The following is an 18,917-nucleotide window of genomic DNA, read 5'->3' on the forward strand; positions in this document are numbered from 1 at the left end:
ACTCCACCAGATGCGACGAAGGGGCGGGTCGAAGGGGGAAGTACGCGGAAGGCGTTAGGGACGAGGCGACGATTGATTGGCCCGCGTGCGCCACCAGCCGACCACCTGTGCCACGAACACCGGCGCGCCCGCCACCAGATAGAGGTGGTAGCTGACCAGGCGCCAGACGATCACCGCCGCCGCGGCCTGCTCTCGGGCCATCAGCGGCAGCAGCAGGGCGCCTACGCTGACCTCCGCGGCGCCGGCGCCGCCCGGCAGCACGCTCAACTGGCTGGCGGCCATGGCCAGCATCTGCACCAGAAAGGTCCAGGCCCAGTCGGCGCCGCCGCCCACCCCCAGCACCGCCAGATACAGGAGGCTATAGCGCGCAAGCCAGTGCAGGCAGCACAGCGCGAAGATCGCCATCAGCACGCCCTTGGGCAGCGCAAGCGTACTCGCCAGGGTCCGGCGACAGCGCAGCAGGCGTCGGGTCATCCAGCGCCTGGGCCCCGAGCCGACAAAGGGAGGGGGAGGGACATGGCGCAGCAGCCAGGGTAGCCACACGATCACCACCGCAAACACCACAAGCGCCAGCAGCAGCGCCGCCAGGGAGGCCTCGACCAGGGTCTGGTGAGGCCAGCTGGCCAGTCCGCTCATCGACAGCGACACCAGTACGCCCAGCATCAGGCTGAAGAACAGCATGTCGGCGAGCTGATCGACCAGAAAGATGGCCGAGGCCTGGGCCGGCGGATAGCCCCGGCGTGCCAGCAGCCACAGCAGGGTGGCGACGCCTCCGCCCCCGGCCGGGGTGGCACATAGCGCGAACTTCGACGACATCTCGATCGCCAGGGCACCGCCCTGACCGAGGCGGCCGGCTCGTCCGTCGAGCATCAGCCGCAGGCGCGCCGCGTTGAGGTTCCAGCAGATCACCGCCAGGGCTACCATCAGCGCCAGCAGGGGCAGCGGGAAGGCGATAACCGCAGTGAAGGTGCCGGCGCCCCCCAGCCACCACGGCAGCAGCAGGGTGATGGCCAGGGTCAGGATCAGCAGGGCGGCCTTCCACCACAGGCGTGATCGCATCCCGGCAGGGGCACGCAGGCGCCTGTCCAGCGATGGTGTTGGCCCAAACCTAGCCATGGCGCCGATCGCGCGGGCAGACCGGATCGATGACGGCTTCGTAATGGTTGAGCAGCGAAATCATCACCTTGTCCCAGTCGAACTGGCGCTCGACGAAGCGCCGAGCGTGGCGCCCGGCCGATTGCGGATCATTGGCGAACAGCGCCTCGGTGGCCTCGGCCATGGCGGCTGCCGAATGTGGCTGACATAGCACGCCGCCGCCCAATGGCACGTTCTCGATCAGCGCACCGGCCCTGGCGCCGATCACCGGGATGCCGCTGGCCATGGCTTCCTGGGCGATCAGCCCGAAGGTCTCGCGGGTGCCCGCGTGCAGCAGGGCATCACTGGAGGCGAGCGCACGGGCGACCTCATGCACGCCGACGCAGCGATTGATGACGCTGACGTTGGCGGGCACCTCGGTGGGCATGCCGGGGCCCATCAACAGCAGGTGGTAGGGAGGCCCAAGGCGCCTGGCGGTGTCCAGCAACACCTCGATGTTCTTCTCTCGTGAGTAGCGCCCGACGAACACCAATAGACGGCTGTCGTTGCCGAGCCCCAGCTTGCGCCTGAGCTCGGGATCGCGCCTGTCCGGGTGAAAGGTCGCCAGATCGACGCCAAGGGGCTGCACCCGCACCCGTTTGACGCCCCAGGACGTCAGACGGTCGGCCATCGCCTGGCAGGGCGCCAGTACGCTGTCGAAGCGGCGGTAAAGGTCGACCACGTAGCGCTCCAGCCGTCGCTGCACCATCGGCCCGAAGCGATCCCCCATCAACCGAGGAAGGTCCGAGTGGTAGAAGCCCACCACCGGCACGCCGAGGCGCTGGCCGGCGTCCAGTGCCGCCCAGGCGGTGACGTAGGGGTCGCCGGCTTCGATCAGATCCGGCGATAGCTCCACCAGGGCGTCGCGCCAAGGCCGGCGGCGCAGCGGAAAGCGGTAGCTCTGGCCCAGCGGGATGCGCAGTGCAGGCAACTGGTGATGGTCGCCGAGGCTGTCTCGCTCGGCCCCCGGCACCAGCAGACTGGAGCGCAACTGCGGGAAGCGCGAAAACACCCGGTGTTTGGCTTGAAGGTAGGTGCGCACGCCGCCGCTGGCGGGGGCGTGAAACATGGTGACGTCGGCGAGATGCAAAAGGGGCCTCCATGGCGAGCGCGTCATTGCCATGAGCCTACGAGGGAAATAAGTCAGTTCAGCGACAGGGGTGGGCAGTACGTCATCATCCTCGACATGAGCTGGGCAAGAAGTAAGCGAGGTGGACTGACCCCTGCATCGGATGTGCCTTCCGTCGCTGGCGCCTTGATCTCGATACGCTCCGGAAGCGCGCTTGTCGAACCGGAGTAGTGGTTAGGTGTTCTCGTACAGAAGTTGGAGGTGGCGACCCCTTATGCTGAGAGAAACAGCGGCGGCAAGGTCCAAGCCGCGTTTCATCGCCACCAGCACATGGAGCGGGAAGGCGACTTCAGGGAAGGGGGAGAAGTATGGCGGACGTCAGGATTAGCGAGATTGCCGACTGGCTCGAGGCACTGGACGACAACAGCCCGCTGCCAGGAACGAAGCAGCAGGGCTGCCCTTGCTGCGACAGGGTGGGACTACCCATCCTGCCGGTGCGCTACGCGGTATCGGACCGTCACGTCAGCGACTGGTCGCAAGACCTTCCCAGGTCGATGGCGGTGCACGCCAATCGCCACTTTCCTGCCCCGCGTGAGACGCGCTATGTCCTGCGCCTGATGCGCGAGGGCTATCTCTACCTGTTCGACGAGAAGCGCCAGCGCTGGCAAGCCTGGCGTATCACTCACGACTCCCGTTTCGAAGAATTTGACCCCTATGGGCGCGGGCCGAGAGAGGCGGCCTACGGGGACTCGCACATCGACGCGCCTTGCAATATTCCCGAGAATAACCTCTCGGCGCGCCTGATTTCTCTACCGAAGGCTCAGGAAGCTGGCATCGTTCACGTTGGCTATAGTGACCATCCCTTCACGCAGGCGATGCTGGGGCGGCTGGAGCGCAACGACAGCGGTCTGCGTGATCGCCTGCTTAGCCCTTTCGATGTGGCTGCCTGGCTCGGTAAGGGAGAGGCCGCTGGCGTGATTCCCTCTACGCAACTCGGCACGCATGTCATGGAGTTCAATGACGCCTGTCCCGAGGAACTACTGGAGAACAATGGTTTTCCCCTTGTTGGTGTCTGCGAGCGATTGCCGTCGACGGTGCGCCAGCTTCGCGATCGGATGAACTGGATGGTCCAGGACGCTCCTCAGTGGATCGACAGGACACCGATACTGGCGGTGGCTGACCCTATCGGTATATGCATCTCCGTCAATCATTACCGGAACCAGGCCAAGGCTCGCCTCGATCGCTATGCCCGCCGCAAGGATGTTGTGGAAAGGAAGGTGACGTCGGAATTGATCGAGGGCATACGAGAAGCGGTGAAAAGCAAGGCCGAGCACCAGGCTGAGAAACATATTGAACGGGCACGTCGAGCCGAGGTATTTGGTGACCAGAGGCTCGCTCAGGAGTTCGATGCGCTGACGGACGCATCAGAAAAGGCAAGGCGCTGGGCGCTGATGGGCGATATCGACAGGCGAAGAGTCGAGCGGGGTCGCCGCGAGCTCGAATTGCTGCGCGCTCAGCAGGCTGATAACGCGCTAGCCTATCAGCGTCGTGCCATCGAGCAGAGCTGGGAAAAGTATCAGGCCTGCTACGACGAGCAGCGGCGTCTGGAGTTCGAGTCGCGCTATAGCGCCCATCTTGAACGTGACAGCCAGGCGGTGGTGAAGCTGGCCGAGATTCACCGTGACTGGTTGATGTCCGATCTGGTCCGTGACGCCATGCTGGGCTACGACGACCAGGATCTGGACAATGGGGCGGCCTATGAGGTGGCAGTGGCCGCCATGACGGTGGGCATGACCACGACAGAGACGGGGCAGGAAACCGTCGCCGAGTTGATCGAACGATCGATCGACGAGGTGGATTCCTACTTGTGGCGTGCCACCTTCGCCAATCACGCCCCGGCCATCGACATGGTCAAGGATCTGGTCTTCGAAAGTGCCTTCTGGGGCAGCAAGATTCTGGGCCCCTTGAGGCGGGTGCTGGGGGCTGACATGGACAACCGCTCCCAGACCGAGCAACTGCTGGCCACCATGGCCAGTCAGATCGCGCAAAAGCTCGGGCTGGTCAGCTACACCAATATCGCCAACGATTCGCTGGCACGACTGTGGCAGGCGGTTGGCTGGGTGCGCTATGGGTTCAAGACGTCCTTGATGGTGTTCGATGCCACCCCCAGACAGCTGTTGTCCATGTACGACCAGGTGCTCTGGCGTGATGAACTGGCCTTGCGCAATATCCGGCATGACCTGCGCCACTTCTTCCCACCCTTGCCGGAAGGGCCTCCTGATGTGCCGATACGTCTGTGGGCCTTTGTTCCCACCTCCGTGGACCCGCTGCAGCGCCCGATCATCCAGGCGGAACTTGCCCAGTCGATCGAGATGCGGCGAATAGCCGTCGCATCGGCAATGACGCCCGGCTCCTGGTTGGGGGTCTTCGCTGCCAGCCTGGAGCTGATCAATTCGGTGTATCTGGGCGAAGCCGTGTTTGACGAGAACTCCGCAAGGAGTCAGGCGGAGCTAAACTGGATGTTTGGCGGTGGACTGCTGTATCTGGCCAGCAGCCTGGTCGGGGTGGCCAATCAGATGATCCACCCGGTGGCGGCGCCGGAGAGCCGTCTGTACAAGGGTCTGGCCTGGGGCGGAGGAATTTCCGCAGCGCTGGGGGCCTGGATTTTTGGCGTATGGCATGCGGTAAAGGCTATGCAGGTTTATCGAGATGGTAGCAAAGGAGTGGCAGCACTCTATTTTTCATCTTCGCTAGTTTTCATTGCCTCTGGTGCATCAGCCCTAGCTGCTGTCGCTCAACAGGTGGGCAAGATATCGAGAACAGAAGCGGCGATGGGTTCCTTGATCATCAGCCGCTCGGGCTGGGCCTTGGTGGCTGCCCGGCTGGGTTGGATTGGCCTGGCGGTGGCGCTATTGATCGTGGCGTTGGAGAAGAACCAGCTCGAGACCTGGCTGACACGCTGCGTCTTTGGCAATGGAGATGCTGACGTTCGCTACCGGGATCTTCAGGCGGCGCTCGATGCGCTGGACGATATGACGCGCTAGAGGATGGCCGCGATGATCAACGAGTACTTTACCCAGATGTTGTATCGCGACCGGGGACTCGACTGGTTTGCCGAGCCGCTGGATATTCCTGTGGACGATGATGTCCCCTTTGACCTCAAGACTCGAGCAACCGAAGCGCCCTATGACGCCGAGTTTATCTACACAAAGAATGATGTTTTTCTGGAAACCGCCAATGCCGATGAATTCTGTCGGCGTGGGTTTTATACCGCAATGTTCGGGTTTCTTTTCGGTGGTATTGTTCCTTTCTTTGTTTTCTTTCTGGCGATTGTCTTGTTAGATATCTTCAGCGGGGATTATGAATTTGCCTCATTTGTTTTGGTTGCTCTTATTGTTGTGGGGATTACTGGGCTTGTTTACTTGGTCACCCATGTTCACTCCGCCTGGGACTGCTTTACCTATCGCCATGCGGCGATTCGCTTTAACCGTCGTACTCGTCAGGTGCATGTGTTCTATACGCCCAAGCTGGGCGGTCCACGCAGCTATGACTGGGACGATATCCTGGCGACCATCACCCCCTTCGACAACGGCGGCTACTTTGTGCTGAACATCATGGCGGCAACGCCGGACGGAACCCGCTACTACGACAGCTTTCCGGTGGGAGGGGAGTTAGTGAAGCACGAGGAGTGCCTGGGCTGGTGGGAGTATATCCGCCGCTATATGGAAGAAGGGCCGGACCAAGTGCAGGAGCCCGGCTGGTACCACACCGACAGGCTGTCGCTGAAGGAGTCCTTTCTGCGCTGGTTCCCGCTGCGGGAGATGAAGCGTGACAAGGCGCGGGGCCATGATATTCGTTACTCCCAATGGCGCATGGTGCTGATGTCGCCGATGCTGGCGCTGTTCTCGCTGGGGCACTTTGTCTCGATGCTGACCAGCCGCAAGGTGGTCTGGTCGAAGGAGATTCGCGAGGCCTGTGGGGGGCGTTAGCTGTCGGTGCCCGGATGCTGCCAACGGATGGTGGAGGAAGTGGGAGCCAAGACGATGCCGATGGCTATGCAATAAATCTATATGAGTTCGATATACTTCAGGGAAGATGAACTATGCCGCTTTATATTGTTCTTGTCGCCATTCAACTGGCCCTTGTGATTCATGTTTTGAAAACGGGCAGGGCGATGACATGGATCTTTATCATACTGATCTTTCCATTTATTGGTGGGATGGCATACTTCTTCGTGGAGGTGCTGTCTGATTTTAAAAATAGTCGTACGGGGCATTCGGTGAGGAGTGAAGTGTCAAAAACCCTCAATCCTGATAAAGGTTTGAGAGAAGCCTCACGCAATTTTTCTATTGCGAGAACGACGCAGAATGCGTTGACGCTTGGCGATGAGCTACTTGGGCGGGCTGACTTTGAAGGGGCCAGGGATCTATTTAAGGAACATCTGGCGGGAGTTCATGCGAATGATCCGGAGTTGTTGCAAGGTTTGGCCAAAGCGCACTATGGCCTCCACGAATATCAAGAGGTCATCGATACGTTGAATGCCTTGAAAGAGCATAACCCCGACAGAACGACGGCTGATGGACATCTGCTGTACGCGAGGGCCTTGGAAGGGCTGGGACATGACGATGCGGCGATATCAGAATACGAAACGCTTGTTACCTATTACGCTGGACCGGAGCCCCTGTGTCACCTGGCACGACTGTTGCGAAAGCGTGGGGAAACCCTTCGCGCTCATGGCTTGTACGAGGAGGTCGTGAAGAAGAGTGAAGTGGCGGGAAGACACTTCAACAAGATCTACAGAGAATGGGTAGCGCTGGCGAAACGTGAAGTGCGCAGATGACGACTCATCGTCGAAGGTGACGCAATGCGTCCAGGCACCAAGGAAAACGGCGACCCGAAGGTCGCCGTTTTCTGTACTTCCAGGTCGATAGCGGTGTTACCGCCGCGACCGAGCAGGAAGGATCGCTCAGGCGGCGGGCTGGGCCACCAGTGAGCGAGTCTCTTCCTTGGCTTCGGTCAGGGCGACGCGTACCGCGTCGCCGAGCTTGAAGCGCTCCTCGCCCTCGATCTGGATGCGGCCTTCCTTGTCGTCGACCACCACCTTGTCGCGATCCGCGTGCATCAGCGGTGCCGGCACGAAGGCGGTGGCGCCGTTGGCGGTCAGGCGTACCCGCATGCCGCCGCGGTTGATGGCGATGATCTCGGCATCGAACACGTCCTGCTGCTTGGCCGCCGGGGTCAGGTAGCGCACGTAGAGCCAGTCCTTGACGTCGCGCTCGGCCAGGCGGTTGAGGCGACGACGCTCGGTGAGCTGCTCGGTCAGCTCGACGCTGGCCTCCTTCGGCGCCTGCTCGCCCTTGAGCACGCGCTTGATCAGGCGGTGGTTAACCATGTCGCCGTACTTGCGGATCGGCGAGGTCCAGGTGGCGTAGGCGGCCAGTCCCAGGCCAAAGTGCGGGCCCGGCTGGGCGGACATGGCGGTAAAGCCCTGGAACTTGCGCAGGCGGGCGTCGAGCCAGGCATCGTCACGGCTTTCCAGCGCACGCTTGAGCTCCTTGTAGCGCGACAGGTCGGTCAGCGCCTCACGCTCGACGGCGATGTCCTGGGTCGCGAGGAAGCTCTGGGCGGCCTCGGCCTTGTCGTCCTCGAAGGCACGATGGACGTTGAAGATGCCGTGACCGACCTTGTCGGCCAGCAGCGCCGCACAGCAGGCATTGGCGGCGATCATCGACTCTTCGATCATGCGGTTGGCGATGCGCCGCTCTTCGGTGCGGATCGCCAGCACGTTGCCGGCCTCGTCCAGGTCGAAGACATAGTCGGGACGGTCCTTGAACACCAAGGCGTGCTCCTGACGCCAGGCGGTGCGTGCCTCGGTCAGATCGCGGAGAGCCTTGAGCTGTTCACCGATGGTGTCGTCGGGTGCCCAGTTGCCCTGGCCCTCGAGCCAGTCAGAGACGTTGTCGTAGACCAGGCGAGCCTGTGAACGCGCGGTGGCAGCGAAGAATTGATAGTCACCGAGGCTGCCATCGGCGTTGACGTCCAGGCTACAGGCCAGCACCGGGCGCTCCTGTCCCTCGTGCAGCGAGCACAGATCGTCGGCCAGCTGCTCGGGCAGCATGGTGACGTTCTGGCCCGGCAGGTAGACGGTGAAGGCGCGGGTGCGGGCCTCGAGGTCGGCGGCGTGGCCTTCCTCGACGTAGGCGGTGGGGTCGGCGATGGCCACCGACAGGCGCCAGCCGCCGTCCTCGCGGACCTCGACGCGCAAGGCGTCGTCCATATCCCGGGTCTTCTCGCCGTCGATGGTGAAGAAGGGCTCGGCGGTCAGGTCCTCTCGCTCCAGGCCTTCGTCGCGCAGCGGCCAGTCGTTGCCGGCGTCGGGGCATTCCTGCTCGAGGGCGTGGCGGGCCAGGGTGACGCGCCAGGGCACTGCGGGATCATCGGTCTTGGCCACCAGCTCGTCGATCTGGGTAAAGAAGGCGCGATCGTCGGGCTTGAGCGGGTGGCGCACCAGTCGTGCCACTACCCAGTCGCCGTCACCGATGGCGTCTTCCTCGAGGCTGCGCTTGATGCGTGCCTTCATGGCGGTCTTGATCGACGGGTGATCAGGCACCACCGCCAGGCGTCCATCGCGCTTCTGCACCCGGGCAACGAAGCGCTGCATGTTGCTCTCGATCAGGGTGTCGGGTTCCACCGACTTGCGCTCGCCTTCCTCGTGCAGCACTGCCTCGACGCGGTCGCCGTGCAGCACCTTCTTCATGGCGGGGGGCGGCACGAAATAGGACGCACCGTCCTCGCACTCGAGGAAGCCGAAGCCCTTTTCGGTGGCTTTGATGACACCCGTGACGCGGGGGGTGTTATCGCGGATCTGTTGCTTGAGCTGAGCCAGCAAGGCGTTGTTCTGCAGCATGGTCACGATCGAGTGGCGGGAATAAGGGGGCCACTATACGGATTGTTGCAGCCCCGGCCAAACCCCGTGGAGCCCGAGGCCACAAATCAAGGGGTTGGAAACGGTATCCGGCAAAATTTCACCGCTTCCTGCGCGGCATCCTTGCTACGCCTCCTTTCGCTCCCGTGGGAATACCTCGGTAGAGGAGTTGAGGGGGGCGTGTGGGTCGCCGTGAAATGCACAGTCAGGGTTCGACCAATGTGGTATTAGATTGGTATTCAATTGGTCTCTATGTGGAGCTATAGTGGTTATCACCAAGCTCCCAGGGACCACGCCGCCATGGATTCACGATTCGAGCACCTGCACCTCGACGCCTCGCTTGCCACGCCGCTGTACCGCCAGCTGGCCAACGGCCTGGAGGCGGCCATCCGCAGTGGCAGCTGGCGCGCCGGAGAGGCGCTGCCGTCGGAACGCAACCTGGCCGAGGCGTTGGCGGTGTCACGCATCACGGCGCGCAAGGCCCTCGACCAGCTGGAGGAAAGCGGCCTGATCCGACGCGACCGCGGCTCCGGCACCTTTATTCGCCCCAGCATGGATCAGCCGCTGACCCGGCTGGCGAGTTTCAGCGACATGCTGATCCAGCGGGGGTTTTCGCCGCGCTCCGAGTGGCTGAGACGCGAGCGCTGCCAGCCGAGCTCCGAGGAGAATCTGCGCCTGGGATTGTCGAGCAATGCCCAGGTGTCGCGACTCAAGCGTCTGCGTCTGGCCGATGACGTGGTGATGGCGGTGGAGGAGAGCTGCCTGCCGGTCACGGTGCTGCCGGACCCCATGGCGGTCGACGTCTCGCTGTATCAATGGCTCGAGCAGGCTGGTCGCCCCATCGTGCGTGCCCGTCAGCAGGTCACCGCGGTCAATGCCGACGCCGAACTCGCCGGGCTTGCCCAGGTGGCCGAAGGCCAGGCTCTGCTCAAGGTGACGCGGCTGGGCTACCTGGCCGACGACACCCCGGCGGAGCTGACCATCACCTACTGCCGTACCGACTACTACGACTTCACCGTCGAACTCGCCCGCTAGGAGACCGCCATGAGTACCGCTCCCACCCGCCTTGCCGGTAACGTGCTGACCCCCGAGGGCTGGCGCCTGGGTGAGATTCGGCTGGAACAGGGCCGGATCGCCGCCATCGAGGGCTCCCCCGTGGACCCCTCTACCAATGATGCCCCTCGGCTGATCCCCGGCTTCGTCGACCTGCACGTGCATGGTGGTGGCGGAGCCGACGCCATGGAGGGGCGCGAGGCCGTCTCGACCCTCGCCCGCACTCACCTGCGGTTTGGCACCACCAGCCTGCTGGCGACCACCATGACCGCGCGCCCGGAAGAGGTGCGTGCGGTGCTGGGCGAGATCTCAGGCTATATGGAAGCCCCGGACCCCGCGGCTTCCCGGGTGCTCGGCGTACACCTCGAAGGGCCCTTCATCAATCCTGGCAAGCTCGGCGCCCAGCCGGCCCACGCCCAGGTCGCCAGCGTCGCCGAAATGGATGAACTGATGGCGTTGGCGCCCATCCTGCTGATCACCCTGGCACCGGAAATCAGCGGGCATGGCGAGGTGATCCGTCACCTCACCGACAAGGGCGTGCGCGTCCAGCTGGGCCATACCCTGGGCAGCTACGAAGAAGGTGTCGAGGCGCTGTCCCACGGCGCCTGCGGCTTTACCCACCTGTTCAACGCCATGACCGCGCTGCACCACCGCAAGCCGGGCATGGTCGGGGCGGCGCTGGCCCACGCCGAGTACGCCGAGATCATTCCCGATCTGCTGCATGTACATCCCGGCGCCATTCTCACCGCGCTGCGCTGCATTCCGCGGCTCTATGCGGTGACCGATTCCACCGCGGCGGCTGGCATGCCCGACGGTGACTACCGCCTTGGCGAGCAGAAGGTGACCAAGTGCCTGGGCGGCGTGCGTCTGGCCGACGGCACCCTGGCCGGCAGCACCCTGACCATGGACCAGGCGCTGCGCAACTTCGTCAGTGTCGGGCTCAGTCTGGCCGAGGCCTCGGATCGGCTGTCGCGCTTTCCCGCGGACTTCCTCGGGCGCCGTGACATCGGCCGCCTGGAGGCCGGGGCCCGCGCCGATATCGTGACCCTCGACCCCGAACTCACCCTTACCTCTGTCCATCTGGACGGTCGTCTTGTCTCTGGAGAATCCCATGTCACTCATGCTTGAAGAGGCGCTGAACGCGCCGGAACGCCTGCGCGGTCAGTTGACGCGTAACCAGACAGTGCTGCGGGAACTGGGTGATCGCCTGCGTGCCGAGCCGCCGACAGGCGCCGTCACCGTGGCCAGGGGCAGCTCTGATCACGCCGCCAGCTATCTCGCCTACCTGTGCATGCAGAATCGCGGCATTCCGGTGGCTTCGCTGCCGCCGTCACTGTCGACCCTGTCGCGTACGCCCTGGCGATTGGCCGGCCAGCTGTCCATCGCCATCTCCCAGTCGGGCCAGAGTCCCGACCTGGTGGCGAGCCAGGAGGCGCTGAAGCAGGGTGGCGCCACCACCATCGCGCTGGTCAATACGCCGGAGTCACCACTGGGCCGGGCGAGCGATCTGGAAGTGCCGCTGTTTGCCGGTGAAGAGAAGAGTGTGGCGGCCACCAAGAGCTTCCTGGCGACCCTGTCCGCCGGTGCCCAGCTGATGGCGCACTGGAACGAGAGCGCCATGCTGCTGGGGGCGCTCAATGAGCTGCCCGACCGCCTCACCGACGCCGCCGCCCAGGACTGGAGCCCGGCGGTAGAAGCGCTCAAGGACGCCGATCGGCTGATGGTCATCGGCCGGGGTACCGGGCTTGGCATCGCCCAAGAGGCGGCGCTCAAGTTCAAGGAAACCTGCGCCATTCAGGCAGAGCCCTTCAGTGGCGCCGAGGTCAAGCACGGCCCCATGGCGCTGATCGAGCCAGGCTATCCGGTACTGGTGTTCGCCCCCCCCGGCGCCGAACAGCAGGGCTTGCTGGAGCTGGCCGAGTGGCTCGAGAGCGTGGGTGCCAAGGTGCTGCTGGCCGCCGACGACCGTGTGCCCAAGCGCCATCTGACATTGACCTCGGCGGGTCACGAGGCGCTGGAACCGGTGTCGGTGATCCAGAGCTTCTATCCGATGGTGGCCCGCCTGGCCGAGGCTCGCGGTATCGATCCGGATCAACCGAGGCACCTGCGCAAGGTGACCTGCACGCTCTAATCACTACGACAATCATACGGAGCCGATCATGACTTCCAGCAATGTCACTCTGGTGGCGCCGGTCAAGGGGGTGGTAGTCCCCCTGGCCGACGTGCCGGACCCGGTTTTTGCCGAGGGTACCCTCGGCCAGGGCATCGCCCTGGATCCCCTGGGCGGTTGCCTGCACGCGCCCTGCGCCGGCGAGGTGATTCAGTGTGCCCGTACCCATCACGCCTTCACCATCAAGAGCGACGAGGGCGTCGAGGTACTGGTTCATCTTGGCCTCGACACCGTCGCCCTCGAAGGCAAGGGCATCGAGCCCTGCGTCAGCCTGGGCCAGCGCATCGAGGCGGGCGAGCCGCTGTGCTACTTCGATGTAGATCAACTGGTATGCGAGGCGGTATCGCTGGTGACACCACTGGTGGTGCTGGATGCCGGAGGTCGTGAGTGGGTGTCGCTGGACCTGCGTGCCGGCGATATCGTCCAGCGCGGTGATCCGCTGGTGGTGCTGGGCCCCGAAAGGCTTGCCGATGATGTCACCGATGAAGAAGGCGGCGATGACCAGGCGCTGGAGCGCTCTCTGGTACTGGCGATCGAGTCAGGGTTGCACGCCCGGCCGGCGGCACGCCTGCGTGCCATCGCGCGTGATCACCAGGTGAGCCTGAGCCTGCTGCGCGACGCTCGCACGGCCAGTTCGGATAGTGTCAGCGCCCTGATGAACCTGGGGCTCGAGTGCGGTGACGAGGTGGTCATCAGAGTAAAGGGGCGTCAGGCCGACGCGGCCCTGGCGGCAGCGATGGCGCTGTTGACCACCCCGGAAGGGCATGGCCCAGGACAGGCGGAGGCCGCCACATCATCGGCAGCGCCCAGCGTCGATCTGCCCGCCGGACAGCTCGCAGGTCTTGTGGCCAGCGCCGGGATCGCGACCGGTCCGCTGGCGACACTGTCGGTCAAGTTACCCGAGGTACCGCTGGAAGGGCTGGGGCGCAAGCTGGAAAGTCCGCGTCTGAAAGAGGCGCTCGAACGCGTCGGGCGCCAGCTGGAGGCCGCCCGAGAGCGCGCCGAGCGCAGTGGCCAGACCGCCGAGGCGGAGGTGTTCGAGGCGCACCAGGCGTGGCTTGAAGACCCTGATCTGGTGGCCTCGTCGATCAGCCGCCTGGAAGAGGGACTAAGCCCTGGCCAGGCCTGGCGCGAGGCGCTGGATGCCGAGGCCGATCGGCTGCGGGCCACTGGTAACCCCATCCTGATCGGGCGGATCGCCGACCTGCGTGATCTGCAACGCCAGGTGATGCTGGAATTCAGCGAAGGCGAGGGCAGCGGGTTCGGTGATATCACCCCCGGCGCCATCGTCGTCGCAGAGGATCTGACACCGTCCACCTTCGTCGATCTCTGCGCCCTGGCGCCGGCAGGGATATGCCTGGCCGCCGGAGGCACCACCTCCCACGTGGCCATCATGGCCAGGGCCAGGGGATTGCCGTGCCTGGTCGCCATGGGCGGCGGCCTGATGGAAGCGACCGAGTCGTGTCTGGATCGGGCGGTGGTGCTGGATGCCGACAACGGCCGGCTGGAACTCGAGCCCGACCAGGCGCGTCGCGACCAGGTGGTGGCGGACATCGCCGCCCGCCAGGCGCGCGCCGAGGAAGAACGCGCCGAGGCTCACCTGGAGGTGGTCACCCGGGACAACCACATGGTCGAGGTGGCGGCCAATATCGGCAGCGCCGAGGAAGCCCGCCAGGCCAGCGACTGTGGTGCCGATGGCGTCGGCCTGATGCGCTCCGAGTTTCTTTTTCTGGGGCGTGACGCAGCGCCGGACGAGGACGCCCAGCGTCAGGAGTACCAGGCAAGCGTCGATGCGCTGGGTTCCAGGCCGGTGATCATCCGTACTCTGGATATCGGTGCCGACAAGCAGTTGCCGTACCTCACCCTGCCCACCGTCCCCAACCCGGCGCTGGGCGTGCGCGGCATGCGTTTGTGGCAGACCCAGCCGGCCCTGCTGGATACCCAGTTGAAGGCCTTGCTCGGGGTCAAGCCGTTGCGTCATCTGCGCATCATGGTGCCGATGGTCAGCGATGCCAGCGAACTCGAGTGGGTGCGCGAACGCATGGAGGCGCTGGCCGCCGAGATGCGGCTGACCGAACTGCCGCTGCTCGGCGCCATGATCGAGGTGCCCAGCGCAGCGCTGTGCTCCGCCGCCATGGCCAAGGTCGCGGACTTCCTGTCGATCGGCACCAATGACCTGACCCAGTATGGCCTGGCGATGGACCGCGAGGATCCTCAGCTGGCGGCCCAGGCCGACGTGCTGCATCCCGGAGTGCTGCGGCTGATCCAGGCGACCCTGTCGGGCACCGCCAACCGCTGCCCGGTGGGGGTGTGTGGCGCAGCGGCGGGTGACGACCTGGCCGGCCCGCTGCTGGTGGCCATGGGCGTGTCGGAATTGTCGGTGGAGCCGTCGCGTATCGCTTCGGTCAAGGCCCGCCTGCGCAGACTTGATGCCGCCGTGATCGCGCGTGAAATCGACACCCTGCTGGCGATGCCCGATGCAGCCTCGGTGCGCAAGGCACTGGCACCGCTGGTGGACGCCGCCCTCGACGTCGAACCCACTCCCGAGAGGATCCTGACATGACCACCTCCTTTGGTTCACGCCTGATGGCGGCACTTCAGCTGCTCGGGCGCTCCTTGATGCTGCCGATCGCGGTACTGCCGGTGGCCGGCCTGCTGCTGCGCCTGGGCCAGCCGGACCTGCTGGACATCGCCTTCGTCGCCAGCGCCGGTCAGGCGATCTTCGCCAACCTGGCGTTGATCTTCGCCATCGGGCTCGCCGTCGGCTTTGCCGACGACAGCAACGGCGCGGCGGGGCTCGCCGGGGTGATCGGCTATCTGGTGCTGGACGCGGTGCTGCAAAGCCTCAATCCCGAGATCGACATGGGGGTGCTGGCCGGCATCATCATGGGTACCGTGGCCGGGCTTCTGTACAACCGCTTCAAGGCGATAAAACTGCCCGACTATCTGGCCTTCTTCGGCGGACGGCGCTTCGTGCCCATCGCCACCGGCCTTGCCGGGGTGGTGCTGGGGATCGCCTTCGGCTGGGGCTGGCCGCCGATCCAGCACGCCATCGACACCCTGGGACACTGGCTGATCGACGCCGGCGCCTTTGGCAAGTTCGTCTACGGTGCGCTCAATCGACTGCTGATCGTCACCGGCCTGCACCACGTGCTCAACAGCTTTGTGTGGTTCGTGTTCGGCAGCTTCGGTGACGCCACCGGTGACCTCAATCGCTTCTTCGCCGGTGACCCGGCGGCGGGTGGTTTCATGGCCGGCTTCTTCCCGGTGATGATGTTCGGTCTGCCGGCGGCGGCACTGGCCATGTACCACACCGCAGACAAGGGCCGTCGCGCCCAGGTCGGCGGGCTCTTGATGTCGCTGGCGCTGACCGCCTTCCTGACCGGGGTGACCGAACCGATCGAGTTCACCTTCATGTTCCTGGCGCCGCTGTTGTACGCCTTCCACGCGCTGATGACCGGGCTGAGCATGGCGATCATGCAGTGGCTCGACGTCAAGCTTGGCTTCACCTTCTCGGCCGGGGCCTTCGACTACGCCCTGTCCTACGGTCTGTCCACCAACGGCTGGCTGATGCTGCCGGTGGGGCTGGCCATCGGTAGCGTCTACTACGTGCTGTTCCGGTGGGCGATCGTGCGCTTCGATCTGCCGACGCCAGGGCGTGAGCCGATGGACGAGGGCGCCAAGGTACAAGCCGAGGACCTGGGCGAGCGGGGGCCGGCCTTCGTCACGGCGCTCGGCGGTGCCGCCAACCTCGAGGCCGTCGGTGCCTGCACCACACGCCTGCGGCTGGTGCTCAAGGAGCCGGAGCAGATCGACGAGCCGGCACTCAAGGCGCTGGGCTCGCGTGGCATCATGCGCTTAGGCGGAGGTGGCATCCAGGTCATCCTGGGCCCCATCGCCGACAGCGTGTCCGATGAGATTCGCGCCGCCATGGCCGCCGAGGGCCAGACCCCGCCGGTGGGCGCCGACCCCGCACCTATCGCCACCGGCGTCCCCAAGGTGGTGAGCGCCAAGAGTCTCAATGACGAGCAGATAGACGCCTGGACCCGAGCGCTGGGTGGCTCGGACAACGTTCGCGCGCTGGAAGCCCGGGCGGCGACCCGTCTGCGCCTGGAGGTCGGCAGCGACGGTGCGCTGGACGAGCAGGCGCTGGCGCAGCTGGGTTGTCACGGCGTGATGCGAGTAGCCGATGGCGTCTGGCACCTGGTGGTGGGCAAGGACGCCGAGGCCCTGGCCGGTGGTCTGCACCAGGCAGGGCTGGCAGCCCGCTGAGTGGTAGCCCGCTGGGTGGCAGGTGGCGAGTGTGATGCGCCCGCCACCTGCGGTCATCTCGCCTTACCGCCAGCGGCGGCACACTTCAGGGTGTGCCGCCGCTGGCGTTCTACGCCTGGCCATCTGGTGTAGACTTCCCCGTTCCCCCTGAAGACCCGGAGTCGCCATGCTGCCTCACCTGATCGTGTCCGACCTCGACGGTACCCTGCTGGGTGCCAACCATGACCTGGCCGAGCTGACCGTCGAGACCCTGCGTCGACTGGCCGCCGATGGCCACCGTATCGCCCTGGCCTCGGGCCGCCATCATCGCGACATGATCGGCTTTCGCGATCGCCTGGGGGTGGACGCCCATATCATCTCCAGCAACGGCGCCTGGACGCTGGACCCGAGCGACCGCTGCGTGCGGTCGGCACACCTCGCCCCGGAGCTGGTCGAGGCGCTGATCCAGCTGCCGCGTCATCCCGACGTACGCCTCAACATGTACCGCGACGAGGCCTGGGTGATCGATGATCACGCCCCGGGTCTGTTGTCGCTGCACGAGGCCACCGGCTTTGGCTACCGGGTGGAGGGACCGGGAGAGATGGACGTCCAGGGGGTCGGCAAGGTGCTCTATATCGGTGACCCCAGTCTGCTCGCCGACATCGAAGCCGGCGCCCGGGAGGCGGCAGGCGAGGCGCTTCACATCACCTACTCGATGAGTCATTCGCTGGAGATCATGGCCGCCGGGGTCAACAAGGGCACCGCCGTCTCGACACTGCTTGACGACCTCGGCATCCCCGCCACCCGTTGCCTGGCCTTCGGCGACAACCTCAATGATCTGGAGATGCTGGCGCTGGCCGGCGAGGCCCAGGTGATGGCCAACGCCCATCCCAGGCTGGCCGAGGACCTGCCCGAGGCCCGCGTGATCGGTCACCACGCCGAGGCAGCGGTGGCCCAGCACCTGCGGCAGCGGTTTGGACTGGACGGCTGACGGGGCGGCCGAGGCAAAGGCAGCGCGCTACACTGAGGCCACACTTGGGGCAGTGGTGGGGCGGCGGGCTAGCGCCGTCATACCGAGGTCTTGCATCCCCTGTAACAGGAGGCAGTGATGAACGGATTTGACCCGATGTTTCTCGATCGCCATGTGCGCGACACCATGGCGTTCTATCATCCGCGGGCGATCGATCCGCACGGCGGTTTCTTCCAGTATTTTCGTGACGATGGCCACATCGTCGACGCCGGACATCGGCATCTGGTCTCCAGTACGCGTTTCGTGGTGACCTATGCACGCTTTGCTCGCCAGACCGGCAATCCCGAGTATCTACACTGGGCCCGCCATGGTCTGGCCTATCTCGAAAAGGCCCACTTCCAGACGCGCCATCAGGGCTACGCCTGGACCCTGCGCGATGGAAAGGTCGAAGACCCCACCCATCACTGTTACGGCCTGGCCTTCGTGCTGCTGGCCTACGCCGAGGCCTATCGCGCCGGCATCGATGAAGCCTACGAGGGCATCGGTCGGGTACACGCCATGCTCGACAAGCGCTTCTGGGAACCCCAGTGGCAGCGCTTTGCCGATGAGGCAGATGAGCACTGGAATCTCAGCGACTATCGCGGCCAGAACGCCAACATGCATGGTTGTGAGGCGCTGATCGCCGCCTTCGAGGCCACCGGCGAGACCCCCTATCTGGACCAGGCCATGGCCATCGCCCGCGCGATCACCAAGGCCAGCGATGACCATCCCCATGGCTGGATCTGGGAGCACTACAACCGCCAGTGGCAGCGCGACTTCGACTATAACCGCGACGATCCCAAGCATCTGTTCCGTCCCTGGGGCTATCAGGTGGGCCACCAGACCGAATGGGCCAAGCTGCTGGTGCTGCTGGCACGCTATCGCGATGATGCCTGGTTGATCCCCACCGCCGAGCGGTTGTTCTCGAGCGCCTGCGAAGCGGGCTGGGACAGGACCCATGGCGGCCTGGTCTATGGCCTGGATCTCGACGGGCAGGTATGTGACGGCGACAAATACTTCTGGGTCCAGGCGGAGAGCTTCGCCGCGGCCGCCGTGCTCTGGGAGGTCACCGGCAAGGCCAGCTATCGACGCTGGTACCAGCGGCTGTGGGACTACAGTTGGCAGCACATGATCGACCACCACCATGGCGCCTGGGTGCGTATCCTGACGCCGGACAATCGTCGTTACGACAACCTGAAGAGCCCTGCCGGCAAGGTCGACTACCACACCATGGGCGCCTGTCAGGAAGTCATGGAAGTGCTCGAGCGGCTGGATCGCTAGGCATCTGTCTTCGGCGCCGGCCGAT

Annotated in this window: 13 protein-coding genes; 10 read left to right on the plus strand and 3 right to left on the minus strand. The window is 64.7% G+C overall.

The window, feature by feature from the left end; translation table 11 throughout:
- Positions 1-54: 54 nt before the first annotated feature.
- Both gpgF and gpgS read right to left on the minus strand, forming a co-directional pair.
- The gene (gpgF, locus tag NFH97_RS15280; protein WP_260425325.1) at positions 55-1,116 is read right to left on the minus strand and encodes a glucosaminyl phosphatidylglycerol flippase; all 1,062 of its coding nucleotides are present in this window, start codon (positions 1,114-1,116) and stop codon (positions 55-57) included.
- A complete protein-coding gene (gpgS, locus tag NFH97_RS15285; RefSeq protein ID WP_349625076.1) occupies positions 1,109-2,224 on the minus strand; it encodes an N-acetylglucosaminyl phosphatidylglycerol synthase in 1,116 nt (371 codons plus the stop codon). The genes gpgF and gpgS overlap by 8 nt, the downstream gene beginning before the upstream one ends.
- Positions 2,225-2,571: 347 nt before the next feature.
- On the opposite strand from gpgS, the gene NFH97_RS15290 reads away from it, so the two are divergent.
- From NFH97_RS15290 to NFH97_RS15300, 3 genes are all read left to right on the plus strand, one after another.
- The gene (locus tag NFH97_RS15290) at positions 2,572-5,247 is read left to right on the plus strand and encodes a T6SS effector BTH_I2691 family protein (RefSeq protein ID WP_349625077.1); all 2,676 of its coding nucleotides are present in this window, start codon (positions 2,572-2,574) and stop codon (positions 5,245-5,247) included.
- Positions 5,248-5,259: 12 nt separating this feature from the next.
- Positions 5,260-6,192, plus strand: a complete 933-nt coding sequence (locus NFH97_RS15295) for a DUF6708 domain-containing protein (protein WP_349625078.1) — start codon at positions 5,260-5,262, stop codon at positions 6,190-6,192.
- Between the two features lie 113 nt (positions 6,193-6,305).
- Positions 6,306-7,043: a tetratricopeptide repeat protein gene (locus NFH97_RS15300; RefSeq protein WP_349625079.1), complete on the plus strand. Its 738-nt coding sequence runs from the start codon at positions 6,306-6,308 to the stop codon at positions 7,041-7,043.
- Positions 7,044-7,169: 126 nt separating this feature from the next.
- Here NFH97_RS15300 and NFH97_RS15305 read toward each other — a convergent pair whose 3' ends face one another.
- Entirely contained in the window at positions 7,170-9,110 is a 1,941-nt protein-coding gene (locus NFH97_RS15305; RefSeq protein ID WP_349625080.1) for an exoribonuclease II, read from the minus strand.
- Positions 9,111-9,428: 318 nt separating this feature from the next.
- Here NFH97_RS15305 and NFH97_RS15310 point away from each other — a divergent pair, with 318 nt between their 5' ends.
- The 7 genes from NFH97_RS15310 to NFH97_RS15340 all read left to right on the plus strand — a co-directional run bounded on the left by NFH97_RS15310 (position 9,429) and on the right by NFH97_RS15340 (position 18,892).
- A complete protein-coding gene (locus NFH97_RS15310; RefSeq protein WP_108133240.1) occupies positions 9,429-10,163 on the plus strand; it encodes a GntR family transcriptional regulator in 735 nt (244 codons plus the stop codon).
- 9 nt (positions 10,164-10,172) lie between these two features.
- Entirely contained in the window at positions 10,173-11,309 is a 1,137-nt protein-coding gene (gene nagA / locus NFH97_RS15315; RefSeq protein WP_349625081.1) for an N-acetylglucosamine-6-phosphate deacetylase, read from the plus strand.
- Entirely contained in the window at positions 11,293-12,312 is a 1,020-nt protein-coding gene (locus NFH97_RS15320; RefSeq protein WP_222517165.1) for an SIS domain-containing protein, read from the plus strand. Before nagA ends, NFH97_RS15320 begins: the two co-directional genes overlap by 17 nt.
- 28 nt (positions 12,313-12,340) lie before the next feature.
- Positions 12,341-14,914, plus strand: coding sequence for a phosphoenolpyruvate--protein phosphotransferase (gene ptsP, locus NFH97_RS15325; protein ID WP_222517166.1), 2,574 nt, complete (start codon positions 12,341-12,343; stop codon positions 14,912-14,914).
- Positions 14,911-16,623 (plus strand): N-acetylglucosamine-specific PTS transporter subunit IIBC, encoded by a 1,713-nt coding sequence (nagE, locus tag NFH97_RS15330; protein ID WP_222517167.1) that lies wholly within the window; start codon positions 14,911-14,913, stop codon positions 16,621-16,623. The genes ptsP and nagE overlap by 4 nt, the downstream gene beginning before the upstream one ends.
- A 166-nt stretch (positions 16,624-16,789) precedes the next feature.
- On the plus strand, positions 16,790-17,593 hold the full coding sequence (locus NFH97_RS15335) for a Cof-type HAD-IIB family hydrolase (RefSeq protein WP_349625082.1): 804 nt from the start codon (positions 16,790-16,792) through the stop codon (positions 17,591-17,593).
- Between the two features lie 117 nt (positions 17,594-17,710).
- Positions 17,711-18,892: an AGE family epimerase/isomerase gene (locus tag NFH97_RS15340; RefSeq protein ID WP_108449058.1), complete on the plus strand. Its 1,182-nt coding sequence runs from the start codon at positions 17,711-17,713 to the stop codon at positions 18,890-18,892.
- The last annotated feature ends 25 nt before the right edge of the window (positions 18,893-18,917 follow it).

Origin of the sequence: Halomonas sp. SCS19, from assembly GCF_040147015.1 — a bacterium.
GTDB lineage: Bacteria > Pseudomonadota > Gammaproteobacteria > Pseudomonadales > Halomonadaceae > Halomonas > Halomonas litopenaei.

What these genes read in the sequence shown, in the direction of transcription:
- NFH97_RS15295 (WP_349625078.1), top strand. Translation starts at nt 5,260, where the DNA reads ATGATCAACGAGTACTTTACCCAGATGTTGTATCGCGACCGGGGACTC.
- NFH97_RS15290 (WP_349625077.1), top strand. Translation starts at nt 2,572, where the DNA reads ATGGCGGACGTCAGGATTAGCGAGATTGCCGACTGGCTCGAGGCACTG.
- nagE (WP_222517167.1), top strand. Translation starts at nt 14,911, where the DNA reads ATGACCACCTCCTTTGGTTCACGCCTGATGGCGGCACTTCAGCTGCTC.
- gpgF (WP_260425325.1), bottom strand. Translation starts at nt 1,116, where the DNA reads ATGGCTAGGTTTGGGCCAACACCATCGCTGGACAGGCGCCTGCGTGCC.
- nagA (WP_349625081.1), top strand. Translation starts at nt 10,173, where the DNA reads ATGAGTACCGCTCCCACCCGCCTTGCCGGTAACGTGCTGACCCCCGAG.
- NFH97_RS15335 (WP_349625082.1), top strand. Translation starts at nt 16,790, where the DNA reads ATGCTGCCTCACCTGATCGTGTCCGACCTCGACGGTACCCTGCTGGGT.
- NFH97_RS15320 (WP_222517165.1), top strand. Translation starts at nt 11,293, where the DNA reads ATGTCACTCATGCTTGAAGAGGCGCTGAACGCGCCGGAACGCCTGCGC.
- ptsP (WP_222517166.1), top strand. Translation starts at nt 12,341, where the DNA reads ATGACTTCCAGCAATGTCACTCTGGTGGCGCCGGTCAAGGGGGTGGTA.
- NFH97_RS15300 (WP_349625079.1), top strand. Translation starts at nt 6,306, where the DNA reads ATGCCGCTTTATATTGTTCTTGTCGCCATTCAACTGGCCCTTGTGATT.
- NFH97_RS15310 (WP_108133240.1), top strand. Translation starts at nt 9,429, where the DNA reads ATGGATTCACGATTCGAGCACCTGCACCTCGACGCCTCGCTTGCCACG.
- NFH97_RS15340 (WP_108449058.1), top strand. Translation starts at nt 17,711, where the DNA reads ATGAACGGATTTGACCCGATGTTTCTCGATCGCCATGTGCGCGACACC.
- NFH97_RS15305 (WP_349625080.1), bottom strand. Translation starts at nt 9,110, where the DNA reads ATGCTGCAGAACAACGCCTTGCTGGCTCAGCTCAAGCAACAGATCCGC.